Source organism: Streptomyces rugosispiralis, from assembly GCF_024505145.1.
In the GTDB taxonomy this organism is placed as follows: domain Bacteria; phylum Actinomycetota; class Actinomycetes; order Streptomycetales; family Streptomycetaceae; genus Streptomyces; species Streptomyces rugosispiralis.
Genome location: NZ_JANIAA010000063.1, coordinates 1 through 18,444, shown reverse-complemented (window position 1 = coordinate 18,444; position 18,444 = coordinate 1). Strand labels below are relative to the sequence as shown.

Genomic DNA, 18,444 nt, shown 5'->3' with positions numbered 1-18,444 from the left:
GCAAGTGATACCGAAGGTGTCCGTTTAATCCAGAGAAACAGCGATTCGATAGATTCGGCAAGGCCCGCGTTTTCAGATAGTGAGCGAGAGGTTCCTGCTCACCCGGCTCGCCGTCGGCACCAGGTGGGTCCGGAACAGCTCACGGTGCGGATCCCGCTCCGTCAGCCGGGCCAGCCGGTCCGCCCGCAGCGAGATCCCGAGCGAGCCGAGCCGGTCCTCGCCGTAGTAGATCGGCACCGCGAAGCAGACCGTGCCCAGGGCGTACTCCTCGAGGTCCGCGACCAGGGGACTTCCGGTCGGGGAGTCCAGGCGGCGCAGCAGGTCGTCGGAGCGGGTGACGGTGCGCGGGGTGAGATCGACGAGCGGATGGCGGGAGAGATAGTCGTGGCGGGCCTCGTCGCCCAGCTCGCGCAGCACGCATTTGCCCAGCGCGGTGGCGTGCCCGGCGTCCTCGCACCCCACCCACAGATCGACCCGGGGCGCCTGCGGGCCGTCGACGATGTCCGCGATCCGGATCTCGCCCTCGTCGTAGAAGGTGAGATACGCGGCGGCCGAGAGCTCGTCGCGCAGCGCGGCCAGGGCGGGCCGGACCCGGGCGAGCATCACCTGCTCACGGCTGCCGGACTCGAGGGCGCGCAGCTTGTCGCCGATCACGAAGCCGCCGTCGTCCAGCCGGGACACATAGCCTTCGTGGGCCATTGTCCGCAGCAGGTGGTACGTGGTCGCGAGCGGCAGCCCGGTCTCCCGGGCGAGCCGCTTGGCGGGCGCACCGCCCTCGTGCGCGCCCACTGCCTCCATCAACCGGAAGGCCCGCTGAACGGATGAGATCAGCGTAGGCGCCGTTCGAGCAGCCATATATCCAGCTTGCTCCCGATATCACCGGATGAGCAAGATCTGATCTCGCTGGATCCGATCTCCACGGAGACGCGCGCGGAAACGCGCGCGAGGGCGCCGACCGGTGGGGTCGACGCCCTCACGGGCTTGCGCCCTCGCGGACTTGCGGGCTCGCGGGCTTGCCCCTCGCGGGCTGGTGGGCTTGCGGCGGGCTCGCGGGTCGTTCTCTTCGAGGTCAGCCGGGGGAGATCCGGCCGCGCCAGGCGCCTTCCGCCTCACCGCGCCGCTCGATGAAGTCCTTGAACCTCCGCAGGTCCCCCTTCACCCGCCGGTCGAGCGTCCCGGTCATGTCCGCGGCCTTCTCCGCCATCCCGCTCGGCTCGAAGACCAGGGCCAGATTGACCCGGGTGTGGCGCTCGTCCACGGGCTCGAAGGTGACCAGGCCCTGCTGCTGGACATCACCGGAGGTGGTGCGCCAGGCGATGCGCTCGTCGGGAAGCTGATCCACGATCTCGGTGTCGAACTCCCGGTGCACACCGGCGATGGAGGTCGCCCAGTGGTTATGGCGATCGTCCACCTGGGTGACCTGATCCACACCTTCCATGAACCTCGGGAACTCGGTGAACTGGGTCCATTGGTTGTACGCGGTGTGGAGCGGAACCCCAACCTCGACGGACTCCCGCACGGTGCTCATCGGTGACTCCTTTCGACGTTGTCGCGTCGCGCACCATGGCGGGTTTCCGGGACCGCCCAGCCAAAACATGAGCGGGCGGGAACCGAAGCCGATCAGCGCAGCGGATGCAGCGGGGCCAGTTCGGCCGGGGAGGCGCCGGTCGCGATGGCGTCCGCCAGCAGCCGTCCGCTGAGCGGGCCGAGGGCCACGCCCCACATGCCGTGCCCGCCGTTGACGTAGACGCGCGGCGAGCCGGTCGGGCCGATCAGCGGCAGTCCGTCGGGGGTGCAGGGACGGGCGCCGACCCAGGTGTCCGTGCGGGCGTCCCAGTCGATGCTCCGCAGCAGCGGCCGGGCCGCCGCGATGATCGCCTGTATGCGGCGCGGGTCCACCGGCCGGTCCGCGGGCGCCAGCTCCATCATTCCGGCGACCCGCACCCGGCCCTCGCCCAGCGGGGTGCAGACGACCTTCTGGGCGGCCAGATACGTGGGACGGGTCGGGGCGCCCTCGGCCGGGACGCTGAAGCTGTAGCCGCGTCCGGCCTGGACCGGCACCCGGACCCCGAACGGACGGACCAGCGGGTCCAGCCAGGCGCCGGTGGCCACGACGGCGACGTCCGCGCGGAGTTGGCCCCCGGAGGTGGTGACGGCCACGCCCGCCGGTCCGAGGTCCCGGATACCGGACACCTCCGTCCGCTCCAGGATCTCGCCGCCGCGCTTGCGCAGCGCGTCGGCGAGGGCGCGGACGAAGTTCCCGGGGTTGAGATAGCGCTGGCCGTGGAGTTCCATGGCCGCGCCGATGCCGTCGCCGAGCGCGGGCTCCAGCGCACGGGCCCGGTCCCCGTCCATCCGCTCGTACGCGATCGTGAAACCGGCCGCGCGGGCGTGCTCCAGCTCCGCGACCATCGCGGCGCGCTCGGCCGCGGTGCGGAAGGCGATCAGACAGGGCTCGGCGGGCCGGGTCGGCTCGGCGACGCCGTCCGCCGCGAGCGCGTCGTACGCGTCCAGCGCATGGCGGCTCAGCGTGGCGAACGTGGCGGCCAGGACCCGCCAGCGGCGCGGGGTGCAGTTCCGGGTGAAGGTGAGCAGGAAGCGGGCGAGCCGGGGGTCGGGCCTGGGCGGGATGTAGACGGGCGACTCGGGGGAGACCAGGCTGCGCAGCCCGTAACGGAGCGCCGCCGGTTCGGGCAGCGGCAGCGTCAGGGCCGGGGACAGCCAGCCGGCGTTCCCCCAGGACGCCCCGGCCGCGGGGTGGCGCCGCTCCACGACGGTGACCTCGACGCCGTGGTTCCGCAGCGACCAGGCGGTGGCGAGGCCGACCATGCCCGCGCCGATGACGACGGCGCTGCGCGGTGGACGGGACGAACCGGTGGCAGTGGGCACGGATGCGCTCCTTCCCATGGGTGAAACGCCATCATCGGGGAGGAGACCGGTCCCCGCACTGGCCCGGAGGCCGAGAGCGCACGGCCGGTCTTGTCGCCGGGGACAAACGGAGTCTTGTGGCGGGGGCTCACGGCCTGCCGGGCTGGGGGGCTGAGGACCCGCCGGGGGCTGGGAGGCTGGGGACCCGCCGGGGGCTGGGAGGCTGGGGACCCGCCGGGGGCTGGGAGGCTGGGGACCCGCCGGGGGCTGGGAGGCTGGGGACCCGCCGGGAGCCGGGAGGCTGGGGACCCGCCGGGAGCCGGGGCTGGGGTCACGGATTATCCAGGGGCGTGCGCTACTCGATCCCCGCCGGGCGCCGCCGCCAGTGCCCGGTGGCGCGCTCGAAGGCGTGGCCGACCTGGAGGACCGCGAAGTCCGCCCGGTGCGGCCCGACGATCTGCACCCCGACGGGAAGGCCGCCGGGCGTGAACCCGGCCGGTACGGACAGCGCGGGGCTGCCGGTCGAGCTGATCAGGTACGCCGAGCGCATCCAGTCCAGATAGTCGTCCATGGCCACCCCGGCGATCTCGGTCGGGTACTCGATGCCGACGTCGAAGGGCACCACCTGGCTCACCGGCAGCAGCAGCACGTCATAGCGGCCGAAGAACTCCCGGACGCGGTGGTAGAGCAGCGTGTGCAGCACCTCCGCGCGGCCGATGTCCGGCCCGGTGAGCTTGCGCCCCTGCTCGGCGTTCTCCCGTATCGCCCGCTTCAGCCCGTCGGGGTGACGGTCCATGAGCGGGCCGAAGGCGACCTCGAAGACCGAGGCGCGCAGCGTGCGGAAGACCTCCTCGGCCTCGGTCAGGTCCGGGCAGGCCCGCTCCACGACGCAGCCGAGGCCGGTGAAGACCTCCGCCGCCGACTCGACCACCGCGGCCACCTCGGGCTCGACCGGCACCAGTCCCCCGAGATCCGGCGACCAGGCCACCCGCAGCCCCGTCAGATCGCGGTCCAGGGGGCGGGCGAAGCGGGCGCCGGGCTCCTCCAGGGCGATCGGCGACCGCGCGTCGGGCCCGGCGATGGCGGACAGCAGCAGGGCGGTGTCGGCCACGGTACGGGCCATCGGCCCCTTGACGCCGAGCGTGCCCCAGGCGGTCAGGGAGGGCCAGTTGGGGACGCGCCCGGGCGATGGGCGCAGACCGACGACATTGCAGAACGAGGCCGGGTTGCGCAGCGAGCCGCCGGTGTCGCTGCCGTCCGCGATCGGGACCATGCCGGAGGCCAGCGCGGCCGCCGCGCCCCCGCTGCTGCTCCCCGCGCTGCGGCCCAGGTCGTGCGGGTTGTGAGTGGCGCCGAATATGGGGTTGAAGGTGTGCGAACCGGCCCCGAACTCGGGCACGTTGGTCTTGCCGAGGGTGATCGCCCCGGCGGCCCGTATCCGCTCGATCAGCAGATCGTCCTGGTCGGGCACGCCGTCGGCGAGCGGCGAGCCGTGGCTGGTGCGAATGCCCGCGGTGTTGTGGAGGTCCTTGTGGGCGATGGGCAGCCCGTGCAGCGGCCCGGGCTCCTCCCCCGCCGCGATCCGCTCATCGGCCTGCCGGGCGGCTTCGCGGGCGCGGTCCGCGACGAGGGTGACGATCGCGTTGACGGCCGGGTTGACCCGTTCGATACGGGCCAGATGGGCCTCGAGCAGCTCCCGCGCGGACAGCTCGCGGGAGCGCAGCAGCGCGCTGAGGTCCAGCGCGGTCCTGAAGCAGAGATCGTCATCCGTCGTCGTCACGGTCGCTCGCCTTCCTCTGTGGTCATCGCTGCGCGGGTCTTCGGACCGCGGGCCCCGTAAGGCTCACTGTCCTTACGGGTCTCACCGTCCTCATGGGCCCCAGGGGCGGAATCCATGGTTGGGGACGCGGCCGGGCGGCGGAAGAGCGCCGTCACGGCGGCCGCCACCGGCAGCTTGACCGCCGGCGCGATCAGGTCCGCGTTCAGATGGTGGGTCTCCACCTCGGGCGCGAGGGGACCGCGCGGCATGCAACAGACCACCCCGCGCGGCGGGCATCGTGCCGGACGGCCAACAAGCGACCGCCCCCGCCTTGTCCCGGCGGACAGAGGCGGGGCGGCCGGCCCGAGGTCTCGTTCCCGAGGCCCTTACGGTCGTTACGGACGTCCTTACGGCCTTTACGGACGTCCTCGCCGTCCTTACAGACGTCCTCACGGTCCTTACGGAGGTCCTTACGTACGTGCTGCTCCGGCGGGCACCGGAACCCGCGCGGCCGAGGTGCCGAGCCCGGTGGGCCCGTGCCACGGGGCCACCGGCCGCGCCCCGGCTCCCTTCTCGGCGCCCGGCACGGCCCCCACCGGCCGCCGGTGGGCGCGGAGCAGCTCCTCCTCCCGGTAGCGCGGGACCCCGCGGTGCCAGTTCAGGATCCCGGACAGCCAGGCGCGCAGCTCCTCCACATAGCCGTCCATCGCCTTACGGGCCTCCGGCCCCAGGCCGAAGTCGTCGTACAGCACCGGGAACTCATGCGCCGCGACATGCTGGAACTGCCGCATCCGGGACGTCATCAGATCGTTCACGACGGCGACCCCGGTCGGATAGTCGCAGTCGAAGAAGTTCTGGACGACGAGGACGCCGTTGTGGACCTCGCCCTCGAACTCGATCTCCTTCTGGTACGAGAAGACGTCGTTCAGCAGCGTCGCGTAGTCCATGGCGGCGTTCTCCAGCGACCGGACCGGGCCGCTGCGGTAGATCTCGGGCGGCACCCGACGCTCGCGCGCCAGTCGGCACAGGCTCATGGTGAGGTCGGCGCCGAAGGTGTGCCTGCGCATCTCGATGTAGTCGACCGGGTCGGGGATCCGGTTCTTCGTCTGGTTGACCAGCTCCCACAGCCAGCCGGCGGTCATGTTCTCGACGGCCTTACGGAGTTCACGGCGCGCCGAGTCGTCCTCCATCGGGCCCGCCGTACGGCTCCACAGGTCGGCCAGCGACCGCTCCAGCGCGTTCGCCGGGTCCGGGGTGGCGCCCGCGTCGAGCGGCATGAACGCCCCGAGCCGGGCGTTGCAGGCCCGAGCCCCGGCCAGGTCGTGGCCGCGGCCGAAGACCGCCGGGTAGTAGTCGTCCGCGTAGGCGCCCCAGACCAGCCAGCCCGACGCCAGATCGAGCTCATCCGCGGAGCCGTCCGGGTGAATACCGGCCGCGCACAGCGGGAGGTCGGCGGCGCGCATCCGCCGCTCGTCCCAGACGTGCGAACCGGGAATGCCGGGCTGCGGTCCCAGGATGCCCATCCGATGCGCCCAGTCGGCCAGGTGGTCGCGGGCGGCGGGCAGATGCTGATTGAGCCGGAGGGTGAACGGCATGAAGAAGTCCGGCAGCAGGGAGGGCCCGGTCCTCTGGAACGGGACATGGCCGAACCTGCGGGCCCGGACCGCCTCCGCCCGGCCCGTGGTCAGCGGCAGGCTCGCCGCGGAGGTGCCGAGGCCGCTGAGCGCGAAGGGTGACCACGCCGGGACCTTGTCCGAACCGTTCGCGTCGTACGGGCCGTACGGGCCGTACGCGCCGTTCGCCCCCCGTATGCCGTCCGCATCATCCGGGCCGTCCGCACCGTGCGCGCCATTCATGTACCGGCTGGAGCGCATATGCCACTCATGGCCGCCGGACTGCCAGTCCTGGAGCCCCTTGACGTAGGCGAGGACCCCCGCGCGGGCCGCCGGGTCCAGACCGTGCTCGGCGAAGAGCGGCCCGAGCTCGGTGAGCGCGGTGTCCTCGAACTGCTGCAGCCGTGAGGTGAGCAGCTCATTGACGGAGTCGGCCGCCTCCTGGGTGGTGCAGCACAGGAACGTCTCCAGGACCAGGACGCCATTGCTGAGCTCGCCCTCGTCCTCGATCTCCCGCTGGTACGAGAACAGGTCGTTGCGCAGGTGCACCGCGTCCGCGAAGGCGTCCCGCAACACCCGCATCGGCCGCGACCCGGCGACCACCGCCGGCACCTCGGCTCCGACGGCGTGCTCCACCAGCCCGGCCGACCAGGGCGCGCCGCCGACCTTACGGCGCATCTCGATGTACTCGACCGGGTTGGGGACCCGCTCGATGTTGATGTTCGAGAGCTCCCAGAGCGATTCGTTGAGCAGGTTCTCGGTGCTCTCCCGGAACCGCGCCCGCCAGTCCGCCGACATCGAGGGCACCGTCCGCGCCCACAGATCCGCGAGCCCCGCCTCGACCGGGTTGGTGGGCTCGGGGATCCCGGCGGCCGGGTCCATCGGCATGAAGGCGGGCAGCCGGTCGAGATACGCCTTACCGGCCGCACGGTCCTGGGAGCGCTTGAACGTCTCCAGGAAGTGGTCGTCGAAGAAGAACACCCACACATACCAGTCAGTGACCAGCGAGAGTTCCGCGGCGGAGCAGTCGGGGTGGGTGTACGCGCACAGCAGGGCGTAGTCGTGGGCGTCGAGATCCTCCTGCTCCCAGATCCCTGAGCCCTCGAGCATTCCCATCTCGCGGGCCCACCGGGTGGAGTGCTCCCGTGCCGCCTGGACCTGGGGGTTCAGCCGCGCCGGATACGGCATGTAGAAGTCGGGGAGTTGAAAGGGCTGTGTCACTGCTGGGCCGGCACCTCTCCGTGCGACGGTGGCCAGTAGTCGTCGTCCGGCTACGGGCCGAGGGTCGGCTACGGGCTACCCATGCCACAACTGGCCTATCCGAAAGCCCAATTAGTCACACAAGTGCGCTCCCGCGACCGGCACCCTCGCCACGCACCGCGACCGGCGCCCCTCGCCACACAACGCGACCGGCGCCCCTTGTCCCATGCCACCCTGACAAGGGGCGCCGGTCGAGCGCGCCGATCATCCGTCGCGTCTCCGGAAGGCCCATTCCATCCGCGGCTCCATCGCGAACCGGAACGCCCGCTGGACGGGCGGCGTGCACAAGGCGGTCACCACGGCCACCGCCACCACCGTCACCGCGATCTCCCCCGGTGGCCGGTGCAGCCACGGGTGGTCGTACCAGCCCCAGAAGCGGGAGCCCTTGGCGAGGAAGCCGTGCAGCAGATAGCCGTACAGCGTCCCGGCGCCGAGCACCGTGAACCACATCCGGCGCCGGGGCACCCAGGCGAGGAAGCACACGGTGAGCACCATGGAGCAGCCGAAGAGGGCGAACGTCATGACCGTCCCGACCCACCACGGCGCACCGAGCTCCTGCGCGCTGTCCCGGCGGTAGAACCACGCCGGGTTCATCCGCGGCACGGCCCAGTAGGCGAAGACCACCGCGGCCGCGACCACCGGCACCGAGAGCCATCTGACCTCGCGCCGCCGCATCAGCCGGAAGTGCTCCGGCCGCATATGCACCCCCAGCACGAAGAAGGGCAGGAACTGCAGCACCCGCTGCAGATCGAGGTCGTCACCGATATTCGGCGAACAGGCGGCGAGCGCGGCGATGGCGAGGGCCAGCGCGACCGGCCACCGCGCGATCCGCCACAGCGGCGTGGTCAGCCGCCAGACGAAGAGCGCGATCAGAAACCAGGTCAGATACCAGGGGTCGAGCAGACTGATCGGATAGGACGGATCGTCGTCCGCCCACCGCTTGAAGAAGGTGTACGCGATCTCGAAGAGGACATACGGAACGGCGACGCCCGTGATCAGACGTTTGAGCCGGTCCGGCCGGAGATCGAAATTCCGGGAGAAGTACCCGGAGATGAGGATGAACGCCGGCATGTGGAACGTGTAGACGGTCATATAGAGAGCGGATGCCGCTCTGCTGCCGTCTCGCAGGGGTTCCCACACATGCCCCATGGCGACCAGCACGATGGCCAGGTATTTGGCGTTGTCGAAGAACGCGTCACGTTGTTTCGGCGCGGGGGACGGAGCCGGTGCCGCCCTGGCGGGCGGGGATGCCGGTGCGCGCCGCGCGGGCAGTGTCGGCAGTAAGGACGAGACGTTCATCACATACGCCCTCCCGGGGAACCTCCGGGGAAAATCCGGCCTCTTTCCAGGTTTAGGCGGGGGGTTGTGGAGTGGAACATTCCACGCACCATAGTGGCGCTCGCGAGCCCACGCCCCAAAAGGCTCAGCTCTCGCGTACAAGGGTTTACATCCAGCCCAGCACATCCGTCACCTCCTCAGCTTGGGAACTTCTTTACCTCTCTGAGCAGTTCACGGAGTGACGAAGAGGGCCGATCCACCCAGCCCTGACCGACCCCGCCTGCTAGCTTCTACACAACTGTAGATCCTAACGACCCTATGGAGTGTGAGTGGCCATGGCCCTCTGGGACCGCATCAAGGAGTCCGCTCAGACGATGCAGACTCAGCTCGTCTCGAAGAAGAACGACCTGAAGAGCGGCGCCTTCCGTGACGCGAGCATGGCGATGTGTGCCCTGGTGGCGGCGGCGGACGGTTCGGTCGACCCGTCCGAGCGGCAGCGCGTCGCCCAGCTGATCGCCACCAACGAGGTGCTGCAGAACTTCCCGGCCGACGATCTGCAGCGGCGCTTCAACGACTACGTCAACAAGCTCACCACGGACTTCGAGTTCGGCAAGGTGAGCGTGATGCAGGAGGTCGCCAAGGCCAAGAAGAAGCCCGCCGAGGCACGCGCCGTGATTCAGATCGGCATCGTCATCGGTGGCGCGGACGGCAACTTCGACAAGACCGAGCAGGCCATGGTCCGCGAGGCGTGCTACACGCTGGAGCTCCCGCCGGCCGAGTTCGACCTGTAGGACGAGCGAGGCGTAAAAGCCGTAAGGCGGCCACGCACGCCGTAAGCCGCGTCCGTAAGCCGCGGCCGTAAGACCGCCCTGCCCGCCGTAAGGGCGCGACCCGGAGCTACAGCGGGGTCGCGGCGTGCAGGACGAGGACCAGGGCAACCGCCGCGTTCGCCGAGGACAGCGCGGACGCGGCGGTGCCCACCGCCGCGATCCACAGGGCCAGCCCCGCCGCCGTCCACGTCGGCGGCCAGTGCCGGGGCGGCGGCACGGGCTCCAGCAGCGCCGCGACCCTGCGCGGCACCGGCCCCGGCGCGGCGAACCCGGCGAGCGCCGGCCCCGGCGTGCCCCGGGAGACCAGCGCGGCCTTGCCGACCGCCCGCGCCGTGACCCGGCGGTCGCCGACCTCCCGGGCCGCCTCCTCGTCCGCCCAGCGCTCGGCGCAGTAGTCCACCGCGGACCGCAGCGGCCGCAGCAGCGGGTTGGCCCGCGCCGCGAGCTGTGCGGCCAGCAGATAGCGGTGGTGGTGCCCGGTCAGATGGGCGCGCTCATGCGCGATCAGGACCCGCCGCTCACGGGTGCTGAGGCTGTCCAGCATCCCGGTGGAGACGACGATCCGGCCCGGCCGCCCCGCTCGCCCGGAGGACCCGGGCAGCGCGTACGCGTACGCCCTGTCGTCCGGCAGCACCGCGACCGGCGACTCCGGCAGCCCGGCGAGCGCGAGCCAGGCGTCCCGCCGCACCCGGCCATGCCGCAGACAGGTGGCCGTACAGGACACGGCCACCGCCGCCAGCGCGCCGATCGCCGCCTTCCCGGCCACCACGTCGAAGGGCACCGCCGCCCGTACCTCGGGGTCCGACCAGCTGTCCGGCAGCGGGTTGCCCGGCAGCTGCGCCGTGCCGACGACCATCAGCAGCCCCAGGCACAGCGTGGAGCACACCGCGAGAACGGTGCCGACGAGCGTCAGCAGCCGGGTGGCGGTGCGCGGATGGAGATGTTGCTCGGCGAGCCGGGCGATCGGCAGCGCCGTCAGGGGCAGAACCAGCGGGAGGAAGACGAAGAGGCCCATCGGTCAGTCCTCCGGCTCCTCCGCCACGTCGGTCAGCAGGTCGCGCAGCAGCCGCTCGTCGTCCTGGGTCAGCCCGGTCACAAAGCTGGCCAGGACCGCCTCGCGGTCGTCCTGGTCGTCCAGCACCCGGCGCATCCGCAGCGCCGCGAGCCCCGCCTCGTCCGACGCCGCCCGCCAGACGAAGGAGCGGCCCGCGCGTTCACGCGTCACGGCCTGTTTGGCGTGCAGCCGGGACAGGATGGTCATGACCGTGGTGTAGGCGAGTTCGCCCTCGATCCGCTCCTGCACCCATGCGGCGGTCACCGGCCCCGGCGCCCGGCTCAGCGCCGCGAGCACCTGCGCCTCCAGTTCGCCCTGGCCACGCCGACGGGGGCGGCGGGGCCAGCCGGGCCCGCCGGTCCGGTCGTGGTCCATCACACCGTCTCCTTCCCCACCGCACGCGCCCGGCGCGCGGCGCTCCATCGTAGCGAGCGGCCACGGTCGCGGGTTCGCCCCTTTGGCCTGGCTGTACGCGCGGGGCCGGGCCGCCTCGCCGATGCTGTGCAGGGGGACGACCCCGACGAAGGAACGCACTCAGCCATGACGCAGACGCAAGGCTCGCTCGTACGGCAGATCACCGACTACGCCCATCGAGCCGACCCGTACCCGATCTACGCCGAGCTGCGCAAGACGCCCGTGGCGCACGACGAGGAGGGGCCGTACATCGTCTCCACCTACTGGGAGATCCACGGTCTGCTGCACGACCCCCGGCTCAGCTCCGACGCGCGCAACCTGGACCCCCAGGCCGCCTCGGAGCTGCCCGAGGAGGACGACCCGGGGCTGCCGCCCAGCTTCCTGAAGCTGGACCCGCCCGAGCACGACCGGCTGCGCCGGCTCGCGACGGCGCCCTTCGGCCCGCCGCACACCCCGCGCCGGCTCCACGAGATGCGCGGTGAACTCAGCCGTATCGTCGGCGAGCTGATCGACGGCTTCGAGGGGCGGGACCGGATCGATCTCGTCGACCACTTCTCCTACCCCTTCCCGGTGACCGTGATCTGCCGGCTGCTCGGGGTGCCACGGGAGGACGAGCCGCGCTTCCACGCCTGGGCCGACACCCTCGCCACCAGTCTGGACCCCGACCCGGACGCGGACGCCGCCGAGCGGTGGCGGATCACCCGGCAGGCCCGTACGGAGCTGGCGACGTATCTGTCCGAGCTGATCGAGGAGCGCCGCCGGGCGCCCGGCGACGACATGCTCTCGATCCTGGTCGGCGGGGAGGGCCCGGAAGGGCGGATGAGCCGGATGGAGCTGCTGAGCACCGCGGCGCTGCTGCTGGTGGCGGGGCACGAGACCACCGTCAACCTGATCACCAACGGGATGCTGACCCTGCTGCGCAACCCCGATGTGCTCACCCGGCTGCGCAAGGATCCCCATCTGGTCGTGCCGCTGGTGGAGGAGCTGCTGCGGTTCGATCCGCCGGTGCAGATGCTTCCCCAGCGCACCCCGCTCTCGGAGATCGACATCGCGGGCGTGACCATCCCCCGAGGGGCGTCCGTCTGGCTGCTGCTGGCCTCGGGCAACCGCGATCCGCAGCGGTTCCCCGACCCCGACCGGTTCGATCCGCAGCGCAGGGACAACCAGCACCTCGGCTTCGGCAGTGGCATCCACAGCTGCTTCGGCGCCCCGCTGGCCCGGCTGGAGGCGCAGATCGCGCTGACCGAGCTGGCCCGCCGGCTGGACGGGCCCCGGTTGCTGGAGGATCCGCCGACCTACCGGCGGAACGCGGTGCTGCGCGGGCCGCGGCATCTGCCGCTCGCCTTCGAGGAGCTGCGGCCGAACCGGTCCGCCAACCGATCCACGAACCAGTCCGCCAACCGATCCACGGACCGGTCCACGAACCGGTCCACGAACCGGTCCGCCAACCAGTCCACGAACCGGTCCGCGAACGGCTCTCCGAACGGATCCCCGAACGGGTCCCGGTGACGGCGGGGTTCGGCGGCCCCGGACCGGCGGGGCCCACGCCCCACGAACCGGCCGGGCTCACCGGGCGCGGAACGCGGACGGCGCGGACGCTCTCGTCCCGGCCGCGCCCGTCCCGCCCCGGCCCGTCCCGGCCTCGCCCCTCTCGGCCCGGACGGCGATGTTCCGGGCCATCCCCCCGAAGACGAGCGCGTGCCACGGCGCGACCGACCACCAGTACAGATGCCCGGCGAGACCGCGCGGGTGGAACAGCGCCCGCTGCCGATACACCGCCCCGCCCCGCGCGTCCCGGTCGACCGCCATCTCCAGCCAGGCCAGGCCCGGCAGCCGCATCTCGGCGCGCAGCCGCAGCAGGTGGGGCGGCAGGACCTCCTCCACCCGCCAGAAGTCGAGGCTGTCCCCCACTCTGAGCCGCGCCGCGTCCCGGCGGCCCCGGCGCAGCCCGACACCGCCCACCAGGGTGTCGATCCAGCCGCGCAGCGCCCAGGCGAGCGGCAGCGAGTACCACCCGTTCTCACCGCCGATCCCCTCCACCACCCGCCAGAGGTCCTCCGGCGAGGCGTCCACCGCGCGCTCGCGGCGGTCCTGGTAGAGGCTGCCGCCCGACCAGTCGGGGTCGGTGGGCAGCGGATCGCTGGGCGCGCCGGGGGTGGCGGCGGAGGACCAGCGGGTGGCCACCTCCGCGTCGCGGATCCGCCGCAGGGCCAGCTCCAGCGCCCGGTCCACGCCGAGCGGCCCGCCCGGGGGGTCCGGCACATAGCGGGTGATGTCCCGTTCGGCGCAGACCACTTCATGGCGCAGCGACTCCACCAGCGGGCGGGCGATGGCGCCGGGTACGGGGGTGACCAGGCCGACCCACAGACTGGACAGCCCGGGGGTGAGCACCGGCACCGGTACGATCAGCCGCCGCCGCAACCCGGTCACCCGCGCGTACCGCCGCATCATGGCGCGGTAGGTGAGGACGTCGCGGCCGCCGATGTCGAAGGCCCGGTGCACCTCATCCGGCAGCGTGGCGCAGCCGACCAGCAGTCGCAGCACGTCGCGGACGGCGATGGGCTGGGTGCGGGTGCGCACCCAGCGGGGCGTCACCATCACCGGCAGCCGCTCGGTGAGATAGCGCAGCATCTCGAACGAGGCCGAGCCGGAGCCGATGATCACCCCGGCCCGCAGCACGGCCGTCGGCACCCCGCAGTCCAGCAGCACCCGGCCCACCTCGGCCCGGGACCGCAGATGGGGCGAGAGCGCACACTCGGGGACGCCCTTGGGGGTCAGCCCGCCGAGATAGACGATCCGGCGCACCCCGGCGGCCCGGGCCCGCTCGCCGAAGATCCGGGCGGCGCGGCGGTCGGTCTCCTCGAAGCCGGATCCGGTGCCCAGCGCGTGGACCAGGTAGTACGCGACATCCACGCCCTCCATGGCGGCGCGCACGGACTCCTCGTCGGTCACATCGCCGCGTACGGTCTCCACCCGCCCCGCCCAGGGCTGGTCGCGCAGCTTCTCGGGCGAGCGGGCCACACATCGCACCCGATGTCCCGCGGCCAGCAGCTCGGGCACCAGCCTGCCGCCGATATAGCCGGTGGCGCCGGTGACCAGACAGCGGCGCGGCTCCGGGGCGCCGTGCGGACCCGGCGGGCGTTGGGGAACGGCCATGAGGCCATGGTGCGCGGGCGGCGCGAAACCCGCGAGAGGGGATTCCCGCGAGGGGGATTCCCGCGAGGGGGATTCCCGCGAGGGGGATTCCCGCGAGGGGGATTCCCGCGAGGGGGATTCCCGCGCAGGACGAAACCTGCGAGGTGGGCTCCCTTCGGCGGCATTGTCCGTATCAGGTGTTGGAGGTCGCTCTCAGGTCTCCCCGACCTTCGAGCCTCTCAGCCCGGCCATCTAGAAGACGCTCTCTCGGGGACTCACATCCCTGTCGTGAACGCCTCTCCGGTCAAGCTCCCTCGCTCGCCCCGCAGGCTGTTATTTACGTTACTCCGGGCCCCCATGAGCGCCTAGCCCCTTTCAAGCATTTTTTCCACTTTTCTGCATACGGCGGGACCCGGCTCCGGCCCGGCACTCGAGCGCCTTGGCTGCGCCGGGAGCGGCTTGCCCGGTAGGCTTTCCGTGTGATCTTCAAGCGCATCGGAAACGGTCGGCCCTACCCCGACCACGGCCGGGAATCCACCCGCCAGTGGGCGGATGTCGCCCCACGCCCGGTACGTCTTGACCAGTTGGTCACGACGAAGCAGCAGCTCGACCTGGAGACGCTGCTCGCCGAGGACTCCACGTTCTACGGGGACCTCTTCGCCCATGTCGTGAAATGGCAGGGCGACCTCTATCTGGAGGACGGGCTGCACCGGGCGGTGCGCGCCGCACTCCAGCAGCGCCAGGTGCTGCACGCGCGCGTCCTGGAGCTCGAGGGCTGACCGCGCCCCCGCTCCCCGGTGACCGATCGCCGTTGATCGACTTCCGATCAGCGTTGACCCTTTCGGGTAGGTCTGAGCACCAACCATTGATCATTTAGTAGGCATCGCCACCTGGCCGCACTACGCTGCGCACATGAGCATGCTGACCCCTCCCGGCATGGGCGGAAAGTACCGCATTACGGGCGATCGCTACCCGCGGATGAGCCGACCCCGCGGCCGCCGGCGGCTGATGTTCACCGCCTTCGGCTCGGTTCTGGCGCTCGGCCTGGTCGGGTGGGGAACACTTCAGCTCATCGACGTCTTCTCCGGCGACGGCGGTGGCCAGAAGGTCCGCGCGGCGCACGGCACCGGGGACTGCGAGCGCATCGACAAGCACCCCGACGAGAACGCCAAGTCCGGCCGGTCCGACAGCGGCCGGAGCGGCCAGGGCGGTCAGGGCGGCCAGGGCGGCCGTACGGGCGGGAAGCTGCCCAAGCCCTCCCAGATCACGGTCAACGTCTACAACGCGACCACGCGCTCCGGCCTCGCCAAGGACACCGCCAAGGAGCTGGAGAAGCGCGGCTTCAAGATCGGGAAGGTGGGCAACGCCCCGACCCAGTACGACAAGAAGGTCAAGGCCACCGGGATACTGCTCGGCGCCCCCGGCGCCGGCGACGGGGCCTTCAATGTGCTCGGCACACAGCTCACCGGCGCGCAGACCAAGAACGACGCGCGCGACGGCAAGGACATCGACCTGATCATCGGCAACGATTTCAAGGACCTCGTCGAACAGAAGGACGCCGACAAGGCGCTGGCCGCCCTGGCCAAGCCCTCGCCCGCGCCCTCCGGATCGCCCTGCCGCTGAGCCGTCGAGGACCCCTCAGCCCGCGGTCCCGTACATCCGGTCGCCCGCGTCGCCGAGCCCCGGCACGATGTACCCCTGCTCGTTGAGCCGCTCGTCGACGGACGAGGTGACCACCGTCACCGGCGCCCCGGCCAGCTCGCGCTCCATGAGCTCGACGCCCTGGGGCGCCGCCAGCAGACACAGCGCGGTCACGTCGTCGGCGCCCCGCGATATCAGCTCCCTGATCGCCGCGACCAGCGTCCCGCCGGTGGCCAGCATCGGGTCCAGGACGTAGACCTGACGGCCGGAGAGGTCCTCGGGCATCCGGGTGGCGTAGGTGGACGCCTGGAGCGTCTCCTCGTCGCGGATCATGCCCAGGAAGCCCACCTCGGCGGTGGGCAGCAGCCGCACCATGCCGTCGAGCATCCCGAGACCGGCCCGCAGGATCGGCACGACCATGGGGCGCGGATGGGACAGCCGTACCCCGGTCGTGGCCGTCACCGGGGTCTCGATGTCGACCTGCTCGGTGCGCACATCGCGCGTGGCCTCGTACGCGAGCAGGGTCACCAGCTCGTCGGCGAGCCGCCGGAAGGTGGGGGAGTCGGTGCGCTTGTCGCGCAGCGTGGTGAGTTTGTGCGCCACCAGCGGGTGGTCGACGACGTGGATCCGCATGGCGACGACACTAACCGAGCCCCCGGAGCCCGGCTCCCGCCGGTGACGTCCTCCGTGCGCCGCCCCGCACTCGACCGTCTGCCGCCGTACTGGCATCAAACCTCCGATTCGGGGGAAAGTGGGCAACAGCGCTCGGCCCCACCCACCGGGCGACACCTCGGCCCCGAGGAGTGAGTGAACATGGCCGACGCGACCGCGAGGGAAACCGCCGCGGACCGCAGCCGCCGTCGCGACCGCTTCCTGCGCGCCCTGAACGAGGCGCGGGCGGTACGGAACCAGGTGCGGCCCCGGCAGGCCCGCGCCGCCCGGATGCGCCGGGCGATACACATGCGGACGTTCTCCTGGTGAGCCCTGGTGAGCTTCCGTCGAACCGCCGGAGACGGTTTCCGCGTGTTTCGATTCCGTCCGCGTGAGCCACATCTCTTTGGACTGGTGCACGACGCAGCGTGGAAGACCTCTCGCGAAGCGACGGTTTCTGCCACGATTCCGATTGGGGCGGGACACTGTCCCGCCCGCCCCCGGCACGCCTATGACCAGTGGGAGAGTCACGGTGTACTTCGCCGCATTGCTCGCGCGCACCGCAGAAGGGTGGGAAGCGAGCGACACAGAGCTCGATGACGTGGAAACCCTGGCGGACTTGATCGAACTGGCCCGTCTGGCTGCCAAGGACGACGACACGGTATTGGCCTTCATCGAGCACGAAGACGCGTGGTTCGGCGTCGTCCGCGTGGACGGCGAGGACGACCCGCACATCTACGTATCGGACGCGGCAGCGGCCGCCCGCACCTCGTACGGCTCGATGCTCACCGACGAGCTGCTCGGCCGGGACCCCGACGACGATCTGGACAGCCTGGTCGACCTGGACGGCACCGAGGACGGCGAGCCGGACCGGGACGACGAGGACGCGGACGACGCCCCGGTCCCGATCGGCCCGCTCGGCGACGCCGACATCCTGGCCGACCTCGGCATGGACGAGAAGGAGCTGAAGGCCCTCGACGGGGACGCCCTCGAATCGATCGCCGAGATGCTCGGCTGCAGCATGGAGGGGCTGGAGGCGGTGCGCTGACCGCCGCACACTGATGTCATGACCGATCCGCTGACCGGCCTCCTGCCCGGCCCCGAACCCGACCCCCTGCGCGACCCCTGGCGCGAACCGATGCGCCTGGCGCTGGAGGAGGCGGTGCGGGCACCCGAGACGGGAGACGTGCCGGTCGGCGCCGTCGTGCTGGGCCCGGACGGCTCGGTACTCGGCCGCGGCCGCAACGAGCGCGAGGCCCATGGCGACCCCACGGCCCACGCCGAGGTCCTCGCCCTCCGAGCCGCCGCCCACCACCTCGGCGGCTGGCGGCTGACCGGCTGCACCCTGGTGGTCACCCTGGAGCCGTGCACGATGTGCGCCGGCGCGATCGTCCTGTCCCGCCTGGACCGGCTGGTCTACGGCGCCGTGGACGAGAAGGCCGGCGCGGTCGGCTCCCTCTGGGACGTGGTCCGCGACCGTCGTCTCAACCACCGCCCCGAGGTGATCGCGGGCGTCCTGGCGGAGGCGTGCGCGGCCCCCCTGACCGCGTTCTTCCGCAAGCCCTGAGCCCCACCGCGCGGATCCGTTCCGGAACCGATTTCGGTTCCCGGCCACCCGTCCGCTAGGCTCTCCCTCGGTAGCGTGTCCGAGCGGCCGAAGGAGCGCGCCTCGAAAGCGCGTGAGGGGGCAACTCCTCCGTGGGTTCAAATCCCACCGCTACCGCTCGAAGAACGTAGGGCCCGGCTCATCGCGAGCCGGGCCCTACGTCTTTGTGTGCGCGGGTGTTGTGCGGGGTTGTCTGCGCGTCGTCGGTGCGGGTTTGTCTGTGCGGGGTTGTCTGTGCGGGGTTGCGCCGGGGCCGTTCCCGTCAGGGGCCGGACGGGGGCGGCTGCTGCGGAGGCTGCTGTTGCTGGTTGGGGTCGGGCTGGGGCTGCTGGGGC

Annotated in this window: 18 protein-coding genes and 1 tRNA gene; 8 read left to right on the top strand and 11 right to left on the bottom strand. The window is 71.7% G+C overall.

What is annotated here, in order from left to right:
- Positions 1-72 precede the first annotated feature (72 nt).
- The 7 genes from NP777_RS44400 to NP777_RS44370 form a co-directional block, all read right to left on the bottom strand.
- On the bottom strand, positions 73-855 hold the full coding sequence (locus NP777_RS44400; protein ID WP_256655886.1) for an IclR family transcriptional regulator: 783 nt from the start codon (positions 853-855) through the stop codon (positions 73-75).
- 214 nt (positions 856-1,069) lie between these two features.
- Positions 1,070-1,528: an SRPBCC family protein gene (locus NP777_RS44395; RefSeq protein ID WP_256655885.1), complete on the bottom strand. Its 459-nt coding sequence runs from the start codon at positions 1,526-1,528 to the stop codon at positions 1,070-1,072.
- Between the two features lie 92 nt (positions 1,529-1,620).
- Positions 1,621-2,889, bottom strand: coding sequence for an NAD(P)/FAD-dependent oxidoreductase (locus NP777_RS44390; RefSeq protein ID WP_256655884.1), 1,269 nt, complete (start codon positions 2,887-2,889; stop codon positions 1,621-1,623).
- Between the two features lie 334 nt (positions 2,890-3,223).
- On the bottom strand, positions 3,224-4,648 hold the full coding sequence (locus NP777_RS44385) for an amidase (protein ID WP_256655883.1): 1,425 nt from the start codon (positions 4,646-4,648) through the stop codon (positions 3,224-3,226).
- Positions 4,645-4,896, bottom strand: coding sequence for a hypothetical protein (locus NP777_RS44380; protein WP_256655882.1), 252 nt, complete (start codon positions 4,894-4,896; stop codon positions 4,645-4,647). Before NP777_RS44380 ends, NP777_RS44385 begins: the two co-directional genes overlap by 4 nt.
- Positions 4,897-5,097: 201 nt before the next feature.
- Positions 5,098-7,461, bottom strand: coding sequence for a terpene synthase family protein (locus tag NP777_RS44375; RefSeq protein ID WP_256655881.1), 2,364 nt, complete (start codon positions 7,459-7,461; stop codon positions 5,098-5,100).
- Between the two features lie 243 nt (positions 7,462-7,704).
- Positions 7,705-8,799 (bottom strand): acyltransferase family protein, encoded by a 1,095-nt coding sequence (locus NP777_RS44370; RefSeq protein WP_256655880.1) that lies wholly within the window; start codon positions 8,797-8,799, stop codon positions 7,705-7,707.
- A 314-nt stretch (positions 8,800-9,113) separates the two neighbouring features.
- On the opposite strand from NP777_RS44370, the gene NP777_RS44365 reads away from it, so the two are divergent.
- Positions 9,114-9,569, top strand: coding sequence for a tellurite resistance TerB family protein (locus NP777_RS44365; RefSeq protein WP_256655879.1), 456 nt, complete (start codon positions 9,114-9,116; stop codon positions 9,567-9,569).
- A 106-nt stretch (positions 9,570-9,675) separates the two neighbouring features.
- Here NP777_RS44365 and NP777_RS44360 read toward each other — a convergent pair whose 3' ends face one another.
- Positions 9,676-10,623: a M56 family metallopeptidase gene (locus tag NP777_RS44360; RefSeq protein WP_256655878.1), complete on the bottom strand. Its 948-nt coding sequence runs from the start codon at positions 10,621-10,623 to the stop codon at positions 9,676-9,678.
- Between the two features lie 3 nt (positions 10,624-10,626).
- Positions 10,627-11,037, bottom strand: coding sequence for a BlaI/MecI/CopY family transcriptional regulator (locus NP777_RS44355; protein WP_256655877.1), 411 nt, complete (start codon positions 11,035-11,037; stop codon positions 10,627-10,629).
- Between the two features lie 165 nt (positions 11,038-11,202).
- Here NP777_RS44355 and NP777_RS44350 point away from each other — a divergent pair, with 165 nt between their 5' ends.
- Positions 11,203-12,585 (top strand): cytochrome P450, encoded by a 1,383-nt coding sequence (locus NP777_RS44350; RefSeq protein WP_256655876.1) that lies wholly within the window; start codon positions 11,203-11,205, stop codon positions 12,583-12,585.
- A 57-nt stretch (positions 12,586-12,642) separates the two neighbouring features.
- Here NP777_RS44350 and NP777_RS44345 read toward each other — a convergent pair whose 3' ends face one another.
- Positions 12,643-14,232, bottom strand: a complete 1,590-nt coding sequence (locus NP777_RS44345) for an SDR family oxidoreductase (RefSeq protein ID WP_256655875.1) — start codon at positions 14,230-14,232, stop codon at positions 12,643-12,645.
- A gap of 458 nt (positions 14,233-14,690) precedes the next feature.
- Here NP777_RS44345 and NP777_RS44340 point away from each other — a divergent pair, with 458 nt between their 5' ends.
- The gene (locus NP777_RS44340) at positions 14,691-14,990 is read left to right on the top strand and encodes a type II toxin-antitoxin system VapB family antitoxin (RefSeq protein ID WP_014061825.1); all 300 of its coding nucleotides are present in this window, start codon (positions 14,691-14,693) and stop codon (positions 14,988-14,990) included.
- A 133-nt stretch (positions 14,991-15,123) separates the two neighbouring features.
- Positions 15,124-15,834, top strand: a complete 711-nt coding sequence (locus NP777_RS44335) for a LytR C-terminal domain-containing protein (protein ID WP_256655874.1) — start codon at positions 15,124-15,126, stop codon at positions 15,832-15,834.
- 15 nt (positions 15,835-15,849) lie between these two features.
- Here NP777_RS44335 and upp read toward each other — a convergent pair whose 3' ends face one another.
- The gene (upp, locus tag NP777_RS44330) at positions 15,850-16,485 is read right to left on the bottom strand and encodes a uracil phosphoribosyltransferase (RefSeq protein ID WP_037956795.1); all 636 of its coding nucleotides are present in this window, start codon (positions 16,483-16,485) and stop codon (positions 15,850-15,852) included.
- Positions 16,486-16,665: 180 nt separating this feature from the next.
- Between upp and NP777_RS44325 the strand changes: the two genes are divergently transcribed.
- The 4 genes from NP777_RS44325 to NP777_RS44310 all read left to right on the top strand — a co-directional run bounded on the left by NP777_RS44325 (position 16,666) and on the right by NP777_RS44310 (position 18,226).
- Complete coding sequence (locus tag NP777_RS44325; RefSeq protein ID WP_256655873.1) at positions 16,666-16,833, top strand: hypothetical protein; 168 nt, start codon at positions 16,666-16,668, stop codon at positions 16,831-16,833.
- A gap of 202 nt (positions 16,834-17,035) precedes the next feature.
- On the top strand, positions 17,036-17,551 hold the full coding sequence (locus NP777_RS44320) for a tRNA adenosine deaminase-associated protein (RefSeq protein ID WP_256655872.1): 516 nt from the start codon (positions 17,036-17,038) through the stop codon (positions 17,549-17,551).
- Between the two features lie 18 nt (positions 17,552-17,569).
- A complete protein-coding gene (gene tadA / locus NP777_RS44315; protein ID WP_256655871.1) occupies positions 17,570-18,070 on the top strand; it encodes a tRNA adenosine(34) deaminase TadA in 501 nt (166 codons plus the stop codon).
- Between the two features lie 69 nt (positions 18,071-18,139).
- Positions 18,140-18,226, top strand: a tRNA-Ser gene (locus tag NP777_RS44310).
- The last annotated feature ends 218 nt before the right edge of the window (positions 18,227-18,444 follow it).